The 15,619-nt window shown below is 53.9% G+C and carries 13 protein-coding genes; 8 read left to right on the top strand and 5 right to left on the bottom strand.

What is annotated here, in order from left to right; all coding sequences use genetic code 11:
- Positions 1 to 45 precede the first annotated feature (45 nt).
- Together ACQ9LF_RS01255 and cmk are read right to left on the bottom strand one after the other, a co-directional pair.
- Positions 46 to 756: a lysophospholipid acyltransferase family protein gene (locus tag ACQ9LF_RS01255; RefSeq protein ID WP_462487542.1), complete on the bottom strand. Its 711-nt coding sequence runs from the start codon at positions 754 to 756 to the stop codon at positions 46 to 48.
- Complete coding sequence (gene cmk, locus ACQ9LF_RS01250; RefSeq protein ID WP_462487541.1) at positions 746 to 1,417, bottom strand: (d)CMP kinase; 672 nt, start codon at positions 1,415 to 1,417, stop codon at positions 746 to 748. Before cmk ends, ACQ9LF_RS01255 begins: the two co-directional genes overlap by 11 nt.
- Positions 1,418 to 1,587: 170 nt before the next feature.
- Here cmk and ACQ9LF_RS01245 point away from each other — a divergent pair, with 170 nt between their 5' ends.
- Both ACQ9LF_RS01245 and ACQ9LF_RS01240 read left to right on the top strand, forming a co-directional pair.
- Positions 1,588 to 1,959 (top strand): pyridoxamine 5'-phosphate oxidase family protein, encoded by a 372-nt coding sequence (locus ACQ9LF_RS01245; RefSeq protein WP_462487540.1) that lies wholly within the window; start codon positions 1,588 to 1,590, stop codon positions 1,957 to 1,959.
- A complete protein-coding gene (locus ACQ9LF_RS01240) occupies positions 1,952 to 2,437 on the top strand; it encodes a TspO/MBR family protein (RefSeq protein WP_462487539.1) in 486 nt (161 codons plus the stop codon). The genes ACQ9LF_RS01245 and ACQ9LF_RS01240 overlap by 8 nt, the downstream gene beginning before the upstream one ends.
- Here the strand turns inward: ACQ9LF_RS01240 and ACQ9LF_RS01235 are convergent.
- Positions 2,431 to 3,387: a sugar phosphate isomerase/epimerase family protein gene (locus tag ACQ9LF_RS01235; protein WP_462487538.1), complete on the bottom strand. Its 957-nt coding sequence runs from the start codon at positions 3,385 to 3,387 to the stop codon at positions 2,431 to 2,433. The genes ACQ9LF_RS01240 and ACQ9LF_RS01235 overlap by 7 nt on opposite strands.
- Positions 3,388 to 3,715: 328 nt before the next feature.
- On the opposite strand from ACQ9LF_RS01235, the gene ACQ9LF_RS01230 reads away from it, so the two are divergent.
- The 3 genes from ACQ9LF_RS01230 to ACQ9LF_RS01220 all read left to right on the top strand — a co-directional run bounded on the left by ACQ9LF_RS01230 (position 3,716) and on the right by ACQ9LF_RS01220 (position 5,733).
- Positions 3,716 to 4,081 (top strand): 6-pyruvoyl trahydropterin synthase family protein, encoded by a 366-nt coding sequence (locus ACQ9LF_RS01230; protein ID WP_462487537.1) that lies wholly within the window; start codon positions 3,716 to 3,718, stop codon positions 4,079 to 4,081.
- A 93-nt stretch (positions 4,082 to 4,174) separates the two neighbouring features.
- On the top strand, positions 4,175 to 4,681 hold the full coding sequence (locus tag ACQ9LF_RS01225; RefSeq protein WP_462487536.1) for a UvrB/UvrC motif-containing protein: 507 nt from the start codon (positions 4,175 to 4,177) through the stop codon (positions 4,679 to 4,681).
- The gene (locus tag ACQ9LF_RS01220) at positions 4,678 to 5,733 is read left to right on the top strand and encodes a protein arginine kinase (protein ID WP_462487535.1); all 1,056 of its coding nucleotides are present in this window, start codon (positions 4,678 to 4,680) and stop codon (positions 5,731 to 5,733) included. The genes ACQ9LF_RS01225 and ACQ9LF_RS01220 overlap by 4 nt, the downstream gene beginning before the upstream one ends.
- Positions 5,734 to 5,781: 48 nt before the next feature.
- On the opposite strand, the gene mtaB is transcribed toward ACQ9LF_RS01220, so the two are convergent.
- Positions 5,782 to 7,107, bottom strand: a complete 1,326-nt coding sequence (mtaB, locus tag ACQ9LF_RS01215; protein ID WP_462487534.1) for a tRNA (N(6)-L-threonylcarbamoyladenosine(37)-C(2))-methylthiotransferase MtaB — start codon at positions 7,105 to 7,107, stop codon at positions 5,782 to 5,784.
- Between the two features lie 93 nt (positions 7,108 to 7,200).
- Here mtaB and pilM point away from each other — a divergent pair, with 93 nt between their 5' ends.
- The 3 genes from pilM (at position 7,201) to ACQ9LF_RS01200 (ending at position 13,013) form a co-directional block, all read left to right on the top strand.
- Positions 7,201 to 9,570, top strand: coding sequence for a type IV pilus assembly protein PilM (gene pilM, locus ACQ9LF_RS01210; RefSeq protein ID WP_462487533.1), 2,370 nt, complete (start codon positions 7,201 to 7,203; stop codon positions 9,568 to 9,570).
- A 33-nt stretch (positions 9,571 to 9,603) separates the two neighbouring features.
- Positions 9,604 to 10,983, top strand: coding sequence for a hypothetical protein (locus tag ACQ9LF_RS01205; protein WP_462487532.1), 1,380 nt, complete (start codon positions 9,604 to 9,606; stop codon positions 10,981 to 10,983).
- Between the two features lie 122 nt (positions 10,984 to 11,105).
- Entirely contained in the window at positions 11,106 to 13,013 is a 1,908-nt protein-coding gene (locus ACQ9LF_RS01200) for a hypothetical protein (protein ID WP_462487531.1), read from the top strand.
- A gap of 101 nt (positions 13,014 to 13,114) precedes the next feature.
- Here ACQ9LF_RS01200 and ACQ9LF_RS01195 read toward each other — a convergent pair whose 3' ends face one another.
- Positions 13,115 to 15,577, bottom strand: a complete 2,463-nt coding sequence (locus ACQ9LF_RS01195; protein ID WP_462487530.1) for a beta-mannosidase — start codon at positions 15,575 to 15,577, stop codon at positions 13,115 to 13,117.
- Positions 15,578 to 15,619 lie beyond the last annotated feature (42 nt).

Below are 15,619 nucleotides of genomic sequence, written 5' to 3'. Positions count from 1 at the left end.
ACACCGTGGCCGGGGACGTCTGGGGATGAGGATTTTGTTTATGAGTCAGGGATTCGAGAGCTGGTTTTCACCCGGAAACGGCTGGGAATAATCAAACGGTTGTTTGCCGGCTTTGGTGCGAAGCTCGGCCTGGATTTGACGGAAGATAGATGTCAGTTCCGCAGCGAATTCATCATCGGATTTTGCTTTGATATGCTCCGGACTGATGGGGTCGCCAAACTGCACGCGGACTTTGCCGAATTTGGGAAACTTTTGCGTCCTGGGCCAGGCCTCGAACATCCCGTCAATAACCATCGGCACTATGGTTGCTCCGGTTCGTCGGCTGATCAGCCCGAAGCCCGGCTTGATTGTCCCGATTCTGCCATCATGGGTACGTGTTCCTTCCGGAAACAGGCACACCGCCTTATTCTGCTTGAGCACCTCAATAATCGCTTTCATTGCCGCAATATCGGCTTGCCCGCGTTTAATGGGAATGATATAAAACGATCTGATGATTCGCCCCCAGAATTTAATATCCAGCAGGGTATCCCGGGGCACAAAATAAAACGGCCGCCAAATCCAGTTCTGGCAGAACATGGGGTCAAAGAAGCTCTGATGATTGCTCAATATCAGCACCGGTCCTGTTCGCGGTACCTTCTGGCTGCCATAGACCTTCAGTCGATAGCATGCTGCCATCAGGCAGACAGAAAAATAATGACAGAATTTATGCCAGACTTTTTTAAAAACACTGTCTTTCAATTCGATCTTATCGGCCATCGATGATTTTCCTTGCGATTTGTTCCATCTGGCTGACCACCTGGTCAACGGTTAATGTTGTCGTGTCAATGGTAATGCTGTCCGGCGCTGGCTTGAGCGGTCCGACCTCCCGATTCTCATCGGAGGCGTCCCGGATTTGCTGCTGCCTGAATACCTCTTCCAGCGTGATTGTCTGGCCTGCGGCGATCAGTTCCTGATGCCGCCGCAGTGCCCGCTGGCGGGGGTCTGCTGTCAGAAAAAATTTGACTGCGGCATGGGGAAATGCGACGGTGCCCTGGTCGCGTCCTTCGGTCACAATCCGCTGGCAGCTTGCGGCAAAGTCCCGCTGCATCTGCACCAGCTTTTCCCGCAGCGGTTTTGCCGAGGCAATAAACTTGACCTGTTCGGTAATCTTCGGATCGCGGATCTGGGCGGTTTTGTCCTGGCCGTCGATCCACACCCGCATCCGGTCTGCTTCGGGTCGGAACTCAAACCGGCAGACCTCAACCAGCTTGCAGACTGCCTCTGTGTCGGCCGGGGATATCCCCCGTTCCACTGCCGCCAGCGTTACCGCCCGGTACATCGCCCCGGTGTCCAGAAACACTGCCCCCAGCCTTCGGGCAATCGCCCGTGCAACAGTGCTCTTGCCCACGCCGGCCGGGCCGTCAATCGTGATTATCATGCTATTGGACATTGTTCCATTCAAGATAAAGGTTTAGGTTAATGCGGCATATCATACGCTTGCGCGTCGGTTTTGTAAATGGAAGCCTGAACTTTTATTCCCGAAAAACAGTAGTGTATGACAGAAAAATGGATACACTGAATACGACTTCTTACGCAAGGAGATAACTTATGGATTTGGCAGCTTACTTTAGAGACCACGAAGGCACTGGCGTCCTGGCTACAGCCGATGCCCAGGGTGTGGTCGATATGGCCTTGTATGCGACCCCGCATGTGGTCGATGAGAATACGATTGCGTTTATTATGCGACCTCGCCGGAGCCGGAAGAACCTCGACACCAACCCCACTGCGGCCTATATGTTTATCGAAAACAGCCCCGGCTATCAGGGCAAACGCCTCTATTTGCGGATGCTCAAAGAGGAAAAGGACCCCGACAAAGTCAACGCTTTGCGACGCAGCCATCATGGCGGTGATGAGGCTGCGGCAACCCTGGTCTATTTCACTGTTGAACACATCCGCCCGCTGGTAGGGGACCATGAATAGCGGGGCCAAGACCATCTTGTCCGTTGTGGTCTGGGTGCTCCTGTGCATGGCCGGTGGTGGTTTGAGCGGCTATGTCTCGGGCACCGGTACCAGCCAGTGGTATCAATCGCTGAGCAAGCCTTCCTTTATGCCTCCATCCTGGGCTTTCGGAGTGGTTTGGCCGATTTTATATCTGTTGATGGGGATTGGGGCGGGCTTGATATGGAGCAAGGGTGTCCAGAATCAGGGCGTACGCAACGCCATTGTGTTGTTTTCGATCCAGTTATTTCTGAACCTGCTCTGGTCTCCTCTGTTTTTCGGTCTGCACCGGATTGGCTGGGCCCTGGTCGAGATTATTGTGCTATGGGCTGCCATCGCACTGACTGTGCGGGCCTTCTGGAAGGTCCAGCCCATCGCATCGCTGCTGCTGTGGCCCTATCTGCTGTGGGTCAGTTTTGCAACTGTATTAAATGCCTCACTTTACAGCTTAAATCACTGACGCCTGCCAAAGGCATCCCGCAACACCTTGAGGCTTTTGGGCAAGGCGGTTTTCCAGTCTTCTTTGCCTTCAAACTCGAGGCTGATGTACCCGCGATAATTGACCTTGCGGAAAATCTCGGCAATCCGCGGATAATCCAGCTCCAGGGTGTACCAGAGTCCGCCGCCATAGTAGGTTTTCGCCTGAATGAAGACCGTATCTGGAGCAATCATTTCCAGTTTATCGTAAGGATCCTCCAGGAAATTGCCCGTATCGGCCAGTGTTTTAAGCCACGGCGAATTGATGGCCTTGCTGATTCGCAGCAGGCCCTCCGGCGTCCGTCCCAGTCCCCAATGGTTTTCCAGTCCGAGGATGACGCCGCACTTTTCCGCTGTTGGCAGGCATTTTTCAAGGCTTTCGATTACCCACGGGAACGCATCTTCGTCGGTATAGCCTTCCATTGCCGGCTCGATACCCCGCTTGGCCATAAATTCATCAAAATCGCTGACGGTTCCCCAGCGTCCGGTATTGACTCGCATACACGGGATGCCCAGCTTGTATGCCAGCTCAATGCACTCGATGGTATGGTCAATATTCTTTTGGCGTTTGTCCTTGTCCGGCGAGACAAACCCTTGATGTGTGCTCAGGTTGCACAAATCCACGCCGTTGACCAGAGCCGTGCGTTTGAGCGTTTGCAGGTAGGAATTGGAGTTATCTTCCATCTGGATTTGCAGTACATCCACGCCGTCAAACCCCAGCTCTGCCGCCGCCTGGATGCAGGCTTCGATAGGCATTTTGTTGTCCGGCATAAACCGCCAGAACGAATACGTCGATACGGCAATGGGATTAAAGCCGCCAGTCCTGACCGGCTTGAGTGCAGAGGGCTTGGTGGCCGCATCTGCCCCCGTTTGCGTTCCAATGGCTGCCAATCCCGTCGCTATCGTTGTCTTGATAAAATCGCGTCGTTTCATATCGACACTCCTGATTATGGATTATTTTATTTTCTCCTCACAATAGTTTTAATTCCCGCCTTGTCAAGTGAATCCCGTTGCATCCGGGTATTTGTATTCATTTTCATTCGTATTCCAGTCTGTGCGTATTCAATCTTTGCGGCTGTCGGGTTTGTGGGGCGTGACTCAGTGCTACGCAGGTTGGTGATTTGTTTGCACCTTGTAATTTCATTTAGGCGATTGTATAATAGATTCAACAAAGATGAATATATCCCTGAGCAGATGGCAAAAAGCGGCTGTCCCTGGCTGTTAGAGCGGCGGGACATGTCATGCAAAATCAGTGAGATGAATGTACACGGTAATTGTGGAACAAGAGTTTCAGGCGGAACATCAGTTGATGATGCCGGAGGGGGTGCGGGAGCCGCTGCATGGCCATCTGTGGAAGGTGGCGGCGGCGGTGGCGGCGGAACATCTGGATGCGTCAGGTCTGGCAATTGATTTCTGCGTGGTATCGCGGCATCTGGAGGGCATTCTGAGGCCACTAAGAGGGCAGATTCTGGAGCGATGTGAACCGTTCGGGGGCATAAATGCCTCGGCGGAGCGGGTGGCCCAGTATGTGTTTGGCCGGATGTCGGGATTGATTATGCCGCCAGCCCAGTTAATTTGGGTTGAAGTGACAGAAGCGGCTGGATGTCGGGTGCGGTATGAACCCTAAATAGCCGTTGAGGTCGCTGTGAAATAGGCCGATATAACAGGATAGAGATTGTCGGTCTGAAATTCAATCATACTTGAATAAGAAATTGTATATATGTTATGTCAGATATGTAAAGAAAATACGGCTACGATTCATTTGACTGAGATTACCCATGGGCAACGCTCCGAGACGCATTTGTGTCAGCGTTGTGCCCAACAGCAGGGGCTCGGTGTTCAGACGCAGGTCCCCTTGAATGAACTCCTGAGCAGTTTGCTTCAGGCGGCCAAAACCGCGACGGATTCTCAGGAAAAAACCGTTCACCTTGGACATCCGGACAAAGCTTGTCCGGTATGCGGAATGACGTTGCGTCGATTCAGTGAGACCAGTCTGTTGGGATGTCCTGAGGATTATACCTGTTTTCAGAAGGAGCTGGGGCCGCTGATCGAGCGGACTCATGCAGGCCATGCCCAGCATTGCGGCAAGGTGCCTGCGCATGCAGGGCAACAGATAAAAAAAGAGGTGGAATTGCTGCATCTCCGCCGGCAGCTTGAACAGGCGGTCAAGGCTGAAGATTACGAAACCGCCGCGCGGTTGCGCGACCAAATCAGGCAGATCCAATGAAACCGGCACAGCTTGCCAATCAGTCCAGTTCGTGGTTTGGGGCCGAGGGTCCGGGGTGGGATATTGTCATTTCATCGCGTGTTCGGCTGGCTCGAAATCTGGCGGATTATGAATTTCTGCCGTGTCTGACGCCGGCTCGCCAGCAGGAAATCCTCGACAGGCTCAGCGGGGCGATTTTGTCGTTGTCGCTGGGGGATGAGGTGTGTTTTATGGATGTGGACCGTGCGGCGACCCTGGAGCGGCAGCTGCTGACAGAGCGGCATTTGATCAGCCGTCAGCATGCCGCGGGCAAGGGGCCACGCGGGGTGGTGATTTCCGCAAAAGAATCGTTTACGGCGATGATTAACGAGGAAGACCATCTTCGGATGCAGGTGTATGCTGCGGGATTTAATCTGTGGGACTGCTGGAAGCGGATTAACGCCATTGATGATATGATTGAGCAGAAGGTGCGGTATGCCTACAGCGAACGGTGGGGGTACCTGACGGCATGCCCGACGAATGTGGGGACGGGGATTCGTGTGTCGGTGATGCTGCATCTGCCGGCGCTGAAGATGACCGGGCAGATTGAGAAATTCATCACTGCGGCCAAGGATGCGGATTTGGCGGTCCGAGGATTGTTCGGGGAAGGGACCGATGCGCTGGGGGATTTTTATCAACTCTCCAACCAGGTGACGCTGGGGGTGCGGGAAGAGGATGTCGTGCGAGAGCTGTCAGAAGCCATTGTGCCGCGGATTGTGGACTATGAGAAGGCGGCCCGGCAGGTGCTGTTGGAGCAGAAGCCGCATACGCTGGACGATAAAATTCAGCGGGCACTGGGAGTGCTCAAAAGTGCCTGCCTGATCAGTACGCAGGAGGCCCTGTACCTGCTGTCGAGTGTGCGGCTGGGGGGCAACCTCGGGCGGGTGCCGAATCTGTCGCTGGCGACGATTAATGAGTTGTTTCTGCTGACGCAGCCGGCCCATCTGCAGCTGCGGGCCGGAAAGATGCTCGATGCCGACCAGCGGGACGCCCTGCGTGCCCAGATTATCCGCCAGAAGCTGGCAAATAATTAAGGGTTCCTCTTATAGTTTTACATTTCAAAGGCTGCCCAGTGATATTACTCAGACCGTTGCTGTAACGATGTCGCCGCGGCGGAGGGTGTGGGCGTTTGGGTGTTTGGACAGGTCGACCATGAAATAGCGTTCGCATCGGCCGCGAGGGGGACGGAGGGTTTCGACCAGAACGCTGACGGATTGGCCGACGAATTGGCGGCGGAATTGTTCCTGTAGTTGTGTATCCAGTTTGTGTAATTCATCCGTGCGTGCTTTGATGACGGCCGGTTTGACTCGGCCGGGCATTTTAGCTGCAGGGGTGCCTTTGCGCGGGCTGAAGGGGAAAATGTGGATTTTGGAAAATCCGACTTTTTGGGCGGTTTGCATGGTTTCGGCGAAATCGTCATCGGTTTCCCCGGGGAAGCCGACAATGATGTCGGTGGTGATGGCGGGGCGGTCGAGGACGGCGTTAACCTTGCTGATAACACTGAAAAAGTCGTCGCGGGTGTATTGGCGACACATTTTTCTGAGAATTGCCGGGCTGCCGGACTGCAAGGGCAGGTGAAGATGGGGCATAATGTTGGGATTTTTGGCGAAGACCTCCAGCAGGCGGTCGGTGACATCGGCCGGTTCAAGGGAACTGAGGCGGATGCGTGCCAGGCCAGGAATGGCGGCCAGTTGATCGAGCAAATTGGCCAGATAATCGCGTTTTTCGGGGTCCCAATGCTTGCGTCGGGTTGTATTCTGGCCGTAGGCTCCAAGGAATATACCGGATAAGACGATTTCCTTATGGCCGGCCTGAACAAGGTTCTGAGCCTCGATCAGGACGGTTTTTTCATCCTTGTTGCAAACCTGGGTGCGGATTTTGGGTATAATACAGTAGGAACAGTAGGCATCACATCCATCCTGGATTTTCAAAAACGCCCGACATTGTCCAGTATAGCTCTTCAATAGTTCCAAATGGTCGTGTTGTGCATCAGGCGATGAGTTTTTATCCTTGATTTTATCTGGACTTAGTGGTTTACTTAGGCCTTGCAGTCCCGATTCGGATGTAAGATTAAAGAGGTCTCGCACGGCCAGGGCGATTTGATCCTTGTTGGGTACCAGACGGACGTCGCCGGCGGAGAGGTTTTTAAGTTCATCGGAGTCCGCAGCGGCCAGGCATCCGGTCAGGATGAGTTTGGCATTGGGATAGAGGCCATGCAGACGGCGAAGGGATTGCCGGCTTTTGGCGGAGGCAGTCCCGGTAACACAGCAGCTGTTGACGACGACCAGGTCGATGGGTTGGCCGGGGGGGGCGCAGGTAAACCCGATATCCTGCAGAAGCTGGCGAATCTGCTGGCTTTCGTATTGGTTGACTTTGCAACCGAGTGTCTGGATGGTAAAAAACTTCATAGAGCGCGGTATTTTACGTATATAACCGGCCTGAGAGCAAGAGTTTTTCCGGGCCGAGGATGGAATCATAACTTTTTTCCAGGAGAAGCGATAATGGCTTCATCTGTACGTGGTGTGTGGGCGATCGATATTGGAACCTGTTCCTTGAAGGCTCTGCGTGTGCAGCCGAGTGATGATGGGATTGAGGTGGTGGGTTTTGACCATGTCGAGCACAGCAAAATCCTGTCTGGATCGGATATCAGTCCCAAAGAAAAACACGACATCATCGCGGCGACGCTGCGGCAATTCCTGTCGCAGAATGAAGTTGGGAAGGCTCCGGTAGCGATTTCGATTGCCGGTCAAAACAGCTTTGCTCGCTTTATCAAACTCCCCCCTGTAGAACCCAAGAAAATACCAGAGATTGTCCAGTTTGAGGCTGTCCAGCAAATTCCCTTCGATATCAATGAAGTGGAATGGGATTGGCAGAAAATGGATGCGGCCAACAGCCCGGATGCAGAAGTGGGTATTTTTGCGATCAAGAATGAATTGATTTCCGAGATTATGGACCACTTTACGCGGGAGAATCTGAATGTAACGTGTGTTCAGATTTCACCGATGGCCTTATTTAATTATCTGCTGTACGACCGGGATGATGTGGGGGGAAATGGTCAAAAGGCGACGGTAATTCTGGATATGGGGGCAGAGAATTCGACGCTGGTGATCTGCACCAAAGACAGTGTCTGGCAGCGCAGTATCCGGATTGGGGGCAATACGTTTACCCATGCGATTGCCGAGGCGTTCAAGCTGGACTTTGAAAAGGCCGAGAAGCTCAAACGGACTGCTCCGATGAGCAAATATATGCGTCAGATCTATACGGCGATGAAGCCGGTGTATACGGAACTGAGCGGGGAATTGCAGCGGAGCCTGGGTTTTTATGGCAGCAGTGGAGTGGGTCGTGATAAAGGGTTTTCTCAGATTATCGCTTTGGGCGGCGGGATGAAGCTGCAGGGGCTGACCAAGTATTTGCAACAGTCGCTGGGATTGACGGTGGTCAAGCCGGAATCGTTTGAGAAGCTGAAAATATCGTCTGAGGTGTCCTCGGCCAAACTTCATGAAAACATCTGTGATTTTGGGGTGGTCTATGGATTAGGGGTTCAGATGCTGGGGCAGGGGAAAATTATGGCCAATCTGCTGCCCCGCCGAATTGCCCGCGCGATAGCATGGAATCGCAAGGCCCGTATGTTTACGGTTGCTGCGGCGGTTTTAGCCCTGATTTCTCTGCTGGGACTGTGGCGGGCATATTATGACCTGACACAATATAATGCCAATGCTCCGATTCGAAACGAAGTGTCGCAGGTGCTGTCGCGGGCCCAGGCGGCGATTGAAAAGGTTCAGGATGCCCAGAATCAAAAGTCGCCGTTGAACGATCGGATCCAGAAACAAAAAGATCTGTTCAATTACCGAGATATTTTGCCGACTCTGAATGAACAGTTAATTACGTGCCTGCCCAATGCGTTGAACACGCCTGATCAAGCGTCATTATTTGAGGCGTTGGCGCGAGGGGATGTTCAGGCCATTCGTGCCATTCCGCGTCCGCAGCGCAAGCAGGTCTTTATCACGCGTGTGATGATTCAATATGCTGCGGATTTATCTACTGCAGCATTTCCGGAACCGGGACGGACCCAGACGCTCAGTCCGACGATGATGATGCCTGGAATCATGCCTGGAATGATGCCGGAGATGCCCGCGACTCCGGGGATGGATGGCGGCTTGAATCCGGCGGCGACGGGTGTTCCTGCTGAAGCTGTCAAGTCGGGTTTTGTGGTGTTAATTGAAGGGTATAGTCCTTATGGACGAGTGATGGATTTGCTGGATCCGCCCGGTGTGGCTGCAGAACCGAGCCGGTGGGGCATCATTACCCGGTTTGAGAATCTTGGTAAATTTATCAAGGGGTCTCCCTTTGAGCTGTTCAATAAGAATGACACAACACATTTCAAGGTGGAATGGGGTACGGTGGAAGCGACGGGGACTGGGGCCGTTGGCGGCGTTCAGCGGAGTCAGCCTGCAGGGATTGGGATTTTGACGGAAGTGCGTCGGATCCCGATTCCGGAAACGCCGACTCCGGGGGCCGTGCCGGGGCCGTTGGGCGGCGGCATGATGCCTATGGAAATGGGAATGATGGGGGTGGGTGGAGCCGGTACCCCGGGTATGGATCGGGTCAGTGTGGAAAAGGTGCTGATCGATCCGATGACCGGGGAGGAAATCAGCAAGGTGTATGATCTTGTTACCGAACAGGACATCGCATCCAATCCCAATTGGACCGATAAGGACCTGGGGCGTATCAAATATGATTTCGGCAACCCCAAATTCATCGAGCGTGATTCGTGGTTCCGGATCAAGGCAAAGTTTATCTGGAAAGATGCACCGAAAGTGGCACAGCCTAGTAATGTAACGGGTATGCCAGGCTTGGGGATGGGCAGCTGAATTCAAAGGGTATAATTTTTTCGAGTGCGAACTATGGCAAAGAACTTGAATATCGATTTAAAAAACATCGACCTCAAACAGCTGGTTGGATCATTAAAGATGATCAATCTGGCGTCGGTTAAAAAATATTCCGCGTTGTTTCCGTCGATAGGACTGCTTGTGGCGACGCTGGTGATCCTGATTGTCACTCTGCTGGTTGGGGGGGCGGTGAGCAGGAAGATGCAGGACAGTGTTGGCGTTGCCAGTCGGATTCGATCGGTTGTCGATACGGTTCCCAGTGAGGCTCAGGCTCAGGAAGAAATGCAATATCTGGAAAAATTCGTTCAGGATGCCGACCAGGTTGACAGCCTGATGACCCAGGCCTCCCAGCGGGAACTGATATGCTATAATCCGGTGATTTTCCCTGAGCCGACGGATAAGTCCGCCCAGGTCTATCATGTGTATGGCCGGGATTACCGTGCCGCGATTGAATCGCTGATGACTCGCATCAAGGCCAAAGATGCCCCCAGTGAAGCCGAGATTCGCAGCCAAACCGGTGCCAGCGTCGGGGTGGTGGGCGGCGGGCTGATGGGCGGAGGTATTGCGGCGCCGGGGGCGGGGGGATCCACGACTGCGATGGTGGATGCGGTGTGTCTGAAGCGAGCCGAAGAAATATCGGTTTATGCGAATCCGAACAGTTTGGCCTGGTATGGCTATTGGGAGAAATTTGTTTATAAATCCGTCGATGAATCGCTGCAAAACTGCTGGTCTTCGCAGGTTGCGTATTGGATTTATGAGGATATCATTGCGACCATTGAGTCGCTTAATGCCAATTCTACCAAAGTGTCGACATCGCCGGTCAAGCGGCTGCTTGGGATTCAGTTCAATGGTCCGGTTCAGGTGAGCACTCCACAGTCGATGGGATTTGGCATGATGGGTATGGAACCGATGGGGGGGATGCCGGGGTATGCCGGCGGTGTGGCGATGCTGGATGCACCGGTCTATGTGAAAACCGTCAGTCCCTTTATGCCGGTTGCCTGGACAGGGCGCGTCTGCAATGACCAGATTGATGTGGTGCACTTTGCGGTTGCCGTGATTGTGGATTCCTCGGCGACGGCACCGTTTATGAAGGAACTGTGTACTGTCAAGCCTCATACCTTCCGGGAAGGATTTCTGGAGAAGGGAAAACAGCAGGCAGCAACTCACAATCAGATTACCATTCTGCAGTTTGAAATGTCGCCGGTTTTGAAGGACGATGCGGTTCATGCATTTTACCGGTATGGAAAAAATGCGGTGGTTCGTCTGGACCTGGTTTGTGAGTATGTGTTCAGCCGCACCGGGTATGATGCAATCAAACCGGCCCCGGTCAAAAAGGCGCTGGGGCAGGAGACTGCGGCAACGACGTCGCCGGATGGAATGACGAGTCCCCAATGATGCCCGATGGCGTGAGGATGTAAAACAGACGTAGCGGGGCCCTGCTGCGGAAGTGATCCGATGGCAGGGCGAAAAGGCCAAGGATTCAAGAGACCTGAGATTTTCGATTAGGATAAGCGGATATGAGTAAGAAAAAAGGAACCTTTCTGGACCAGTATCTGGATAAAGTGATTTTGGGCCTGGCAGGGCTTGCCGGCGTATACCTGTTGTGGGCCTTTGTGCTGAGCAATCCCTATGGCAAGACGGTGGGGGGGCGTAAATACCGTCCGGCTGAAATCGACCGGTCGAATCAGCAGCAAGCGCAGGTGATTCTGGAGAAACTGCAGGAGCCGGCCAAAGCCAATCCCTATCTTCAGAATAAAACAGCCGAGTTTTCGCAGCTGCTGAACTGTACGATTTCGAAGGTGTCCGTGGCGGCCAACTGGCCTGTCTCAGGCCCGATGGGTGACGAGCAAAGCCCTGAAGATCGCATGTATGCTATTCCTGTGATCCCGGCGATGGAGAAGATCATGGTGGACTCGACTCGCGGGGCGGTGCGGATGCCCAGCGAAGAAGTGACGCCGGAGCGGCCTTATGCGATGGTCGCAGCTCAGCCGGCGGATCTGGATGTCGTTACCATTTCAGCTCATATTAATCTGCAGTCGTTGTCCAATAATTTTCAGCAGAGCTTTAATGGACCGCGTCTGATGCCCAAGTGGAAGGATCCCACGTATGCTGAGCCGGTTTTTGCACGGATTGAAATGCAGCGTCGGATTCAAAACCCGGACGGGTCCTGGGGGGAGTGGGAACTCGTTCCGTTTACCCGCATTGATCCCTATCAGAAGATGTACAAAGATCTGCCGCTGACGACCGAGCAGATGACGTTTGGGGACGTGACCCTGTTTTTGAATCAGTATAAAAATACAGCGGTTGTCAAGAATCTCCTTCAGCCCGAGTCGTATCAATTTTTCAATTCTACATTCAAATGGCTGCCGCCGGAGTATTCTCTGGAAGCCCGCAAGATCAAGGAGGAAGCGGAGCAGCAAAAGCAGCGTGAAGAGCGGGATCGCCGTGCGGCTGAACGCGAGCGGAGCCGGAATGTCAACCGTCCTGCTCCAGGGGGAATGGGAGGTATGGGAGGGATGCCTCAGATGATGCCTCAGCCTCAGCCCCAGCCTGGACGGCGTGGCGGACGCACCAATGAACCGGGCATGATGGGGCTGGATCCGATGATGGGGATGGAAGGGGGTATGCAGCCGCAGCGGCCAGTCAGGCCGGTTCGGACACAGCAGGATGTGGAAAAAGAGTTCGCTGCGGCGTTGCTTAGCGACAGAACCAAAATCAGTACCCTCAAAGATGTGCTGGTCTGGATTCATGATGATTCCACTCGCCCCGGAGCGACCTATCAGTATCGGGTCCGTTACGGGGTGTTTAATCCCATTGCCGGAAAGAACTGGTTTGCCCCCGACAGCAAGCAGTACCAGAATCAAGTGGTGTTATGGAGTCCGTATGCGGAATTGCCGGAGCCGGTGAAGGTGCCCAAGATGCAGCACGTGTTCCCGATGGACGTTCTGGCGAATAATTCTGGCGTCAAGGTTGAAATTTATAAATATTATATGGGACAATGGTGGACAGAAACTTTTGAAGTGCAGCCCGGTCAGATGATCGGCAAGGCCATGGAAGTCAAGCCTAAAACCACAGGTGTCCTGGGCGGAGGATTGGGCGGGATGGAGCCTGGGATGATGGGCGGGATGGAGGGTGCTGGTCCGCTGCTTGTGGATTTTGCGACGGGTACGATGCTGGTGGATATTGTCAGCACGCAAGACTGGCTGGGCACGAACTACCGCCCGCGAAGCTATCCCAGGATGCTTTATATCGATGGATCGAATCAGATGTTTTCGATGGCCGCACGCAGACAATTCTGGTCCAAAGAGCTTGCCGCCGAGTATAATGTTGTCAAACAGGAGATGGCACAAACGACTGGCCCGATGGATACGATGATGATGGGGCCCATGGGGCTGCCCAGAGAAGGCGGGGGACTAATGTTTTAAACAGACAGTCCTCGTGCTGGGTATTGTCATTGCGGTGCCAGAACGAAGGGTTTAAGCAAGTTCTGTATTCAACGCCGCCCGACAAACAGGGCGGCGTTTTTTTATGCTCTGCAGGAAGACCGCAGGATAAAGGGGTGTCGCGTATCGGGAGCCTGATTGGGGAAGTGGGCCCGGATCTGATAGCGGCGTCCCGGCAGCATGTCAAAAAAATTGTCGCTGAGGACTGCCGCCGGATCCAGAATGATTTGAAGGTCCTTGACAAACCAGCGGCTTTGCAGCGTGTATTGCAGGCTCCGGTGATCCACAGGTTCGACGGTGATATCCACATCCAGGGGACGAAACTGGGCGTATTTATCCGGCGTAAACAGATAGGTATTTTCGCTGAGCAGGATGTCCTGCTGATAGACCGCCATATGCAGAATGGATTTTTCCGGGCAACTGGGATTCAGCAAGTCCCGGGACAACGAAACGGATGCGGTGCTATGTGGCCCGACGGAGACCGGAGACTGGCTTTGATCGAGGATGCTGCCTTTGATATCCAACAGCTGAAATTGCGTCTGAACAATCAGGGAGCAAGAGGTGTCATTGATGACAAAGGCGTTACGATTGGAATCGGCAGGCCCCAGGCAGATTAAAACCGGGGCCCAGAACCGCCGGGCATAAAAATACAGGGCCTTGGGATGGCCCAGAAAATCCAGCATGGAAAATCCCGCCGCGGGCCAGAACTCATTGCCCGACCAGAGGAGGATTCCACGATTGACGGTGTTATTGGCCCGCAGGGTTTCGACCATCTGTTTGGCATATCTTGCCTGAACAATCTGGGTCTGGTAAATCTGTTCGGCAAGATTTCGGGGGGGAGCAAAGTAATCGCTGGCAAAGCGGGCCAGCCGCTGCATCCCGTCGGTATGATAATTCAGTTTTTCCACGCCTGGGCCGGCAAGGACTTGCTCTTCCTCCGGACAGGCCATACGGAGAGTCTCCTGCGACGGCATGGACTGGAAGCCGGTCTCAACCACAAACGGCGGCAGCGGTTCCTGCATCCATGAATCCATGGGTTTGTATTCATTCCAGCTTTGCCATCGATCGGTAACCGCGACGGCTTTGCCGGGTCGGTGCGGTTCGGGGGCCGAGGGGAGATAGTCGCAGTCGGGATTCAGCTCGGCCAGCAGTTCAGGCAGCAGTTGAGTAAACAGTTCTTTGGCTGGGGATTTTTTATGTCTGCTGATTTTGTCGGACTGACCTGGGCTGTCAATGTGACTGTTGCCGCACCAGACCGCCAGACAGGGATGATTACGCAGCCGCAGGATGACCGCCTGGGCTTCACGGCGGATTTGCTCCTGAAAACCTTCGTAGTCCGGATAGCGGGCCGAAGCAAACATGAAATCCTGCCAGACCAGAATTCCCATTCGATCGCATAGAGTCAATAAGTGCTCATCTCCATAAGCTCCGCCGCCCCAGATGCGAATCATATTAATATGGGTCTCTGCCAGGGTATCCATCAGCCGGGTGGTTTTGGCGCAGTGTGACTTGTCGGCATACAGTCCGACTGGCAGCCAGACGATGCCTTTGATGTAGATGGGCTGCTGATTGATTTCAATGCCGAAACCCGCGGATTGCGAGTCTTTTGTTCGGAGGATACGGATCATGCGTATGCCGAAGGGCTGTTGTCGGCAGTCGAGTGTCTGGTCGGCAGCGACCAGGTCGGCTTGCAGGGTATATAAGTCCGGGCTGCCATACCCCCGCGGCCACCACAGTCGGGGATTGGGAATGCGGATCACCGCGGCATGGGTATCATTGGTCCCCAAGTCGATCAGGTGCGTCTGGGGCTGGTCTGCGCCGGTGATGGTCAGCCGGCATTGAAGCGGGGTTGCGATAGCTGAAAATCGACGCACCGAAACGGCAATTCGGATGTCGGCAAATCGCGGATTGCAGTCGATGGTGCGAACATGGATATCTGCCAGGTCCGCGGCAGGAATCCGTTCAAGGCGGACAGGGCCTGTAATGCCGCAGTCCAGCAGTGCCGGCCCCATTGCAGAACCGAAATGACACTGCGGCTTTCGAATAAAGACACGGATGGGATTGCAGAAGGAAGGCTCATTGGGCGAGCCATATTTGCTGATGAGCTGCTGAGCGTACTCCTGGGGCGGGCAGAATTTAATCAGCAGAGTATTGCGGCCCGGACGAATCGCAGTGCCGACATCCAGGCGATGTGCAATAAAAGCATTCTCTGTGCCGCCAATTTTTCTTTCATTGAGCCAAATCTGGGTCAGGGTGTCCAGTCCCTCGAAAACCAGCTCAATCTGGTCTGTCGGGAGGATTTGGGAGCCCATATCGAAGACGGTGCGGAATAGCCAGGCCTGCCGGGTGACCCAGCCGAAGGCCTCTGGGCAGGCATAGACATCCTCCATCCGCAGGATCCCGGCCTCAGCAAGGCTCAACAAAATGGATTCCGGATGCGATGTCGTCAGCCATCGTCCTTCATCGAGATCGGCCATTTTGCGGGCAGTCTCGGGGTACTCCCTGAATTCCCAGGGCCCGTTTATGTCTATGCATGTTTTTATCATTTATCGCATCCTGTTGTTTGCCTGTATTGTAGTCAGAGTCTG

The organism is Anaeroglomus insulsum, assembly GCF_050689095.1.
Lineage (GTDB): Bacteria > Planctomycetota > Phycisphaerae > Sedimentisphaerales > Anaerohalosphaeraceae > Anaeroglomus > Anaeroglomus insulsum.
Note: the sequence above shows the minus strand (reverse complement) of the source record. Positions and strands in the feature narration are given on the sequence as shown.

Excerpts from the sequence above, each read along its gene's own strand:
- ACQ9LF_RS01255 (WP_462487542.1), bottom strand. The coding sequence starts at position 756 with ATGGCCGATAAGATCGAATTGAAAGACAGTGTTTTTAAAAAAGTCTGG.
- cmk (WP_462487541.1), bottom strand. The coding sequence starts at position 1,417 with ATGATAATCACGATTGACGGCCCGGCCGGCGTGGGCAAGAGCACTGTT.
- ACQ9LF_RS01245 (WP_462487540.1), top strand. The coding sequence starts at position 1,588 with ATGGATTTGGCAGCTTACTTTAGAGACCACGAAGGCACTGGCGTCCTG.
- ACQ9LF_RS01240 (WP_462487539.1), top strand. The coding sequence starts at position 1,952 with ATGAATAGCGGGGCCAAGACCATCTTGTCCGTTGTGGTCTGGGTGCTC.
- ACQ9LF_RS01235 (WP_462487538.1), bottom strand. The coding sequence starts at position 3,387 with ATGAAACGACGCGATTTTATCAAGACAACGATAGCGACGGGATTGGCA.
- ACQ9LF_RS01230 (WP_462487537.1), top strand. The coding sequence starts at position 3,716 with ATGTACACGGTAATTGTGGAACAAGAGTTTCAGGCGGAACATCAGTTG.
- ACQ9LF_RS01225 (WP_462487536.1), top strand. The coding sequence starts at position 4,175 with ATGTTATGTCAGATATGTAAAGAAAATACGGCTACGATTCATTTGACT.
- ACQ9LF_RS01220 (WP_462487535.1), top strand. The coding sequence starts at position 4,678 with ATGAAACCGGCACAGCTTGCCAATCAGTCCAGTTCGTGGTTTGGGGCC.
- mtaB (WP_462487534.1), bottom strand. The coding sequence starts at position 7,107 with ATGAAGTTTTTTACCATCCAGACACTCGGTTGCAAAGTCAACCAATAC.
- pilM (WP_462487533.1), top strand. The coding sequence starts at position 7,201 with ATGGCTTCATCTGTACGTGGTGTGTGGGCGATCGATATTGGAACCTGT.
- ACQ9LF_RS01205 (WP_462487532.1), top strand. The coding sequence starts at position 9,604 with ATGGCAAAGAACTTGAATATCGATTTAAAAAACATCGACCTCAAACAG.
- ACQ9LF_RS01200 (WP_462487531.1), top strand. The coding sequence starts at position 11,106 with ATGAGTAAGAAAAAAGGAACCTTTCTGGACCAGTATCTGGATAAAGTG.
- ACQ9LF_RS01195 (WP_462487530.1), bottom strand. The coding sequence starts at position 15,577 with ATGATAAAAACATGCATAGACATAAACGGGCCCTGGGAATTCAGGGAG.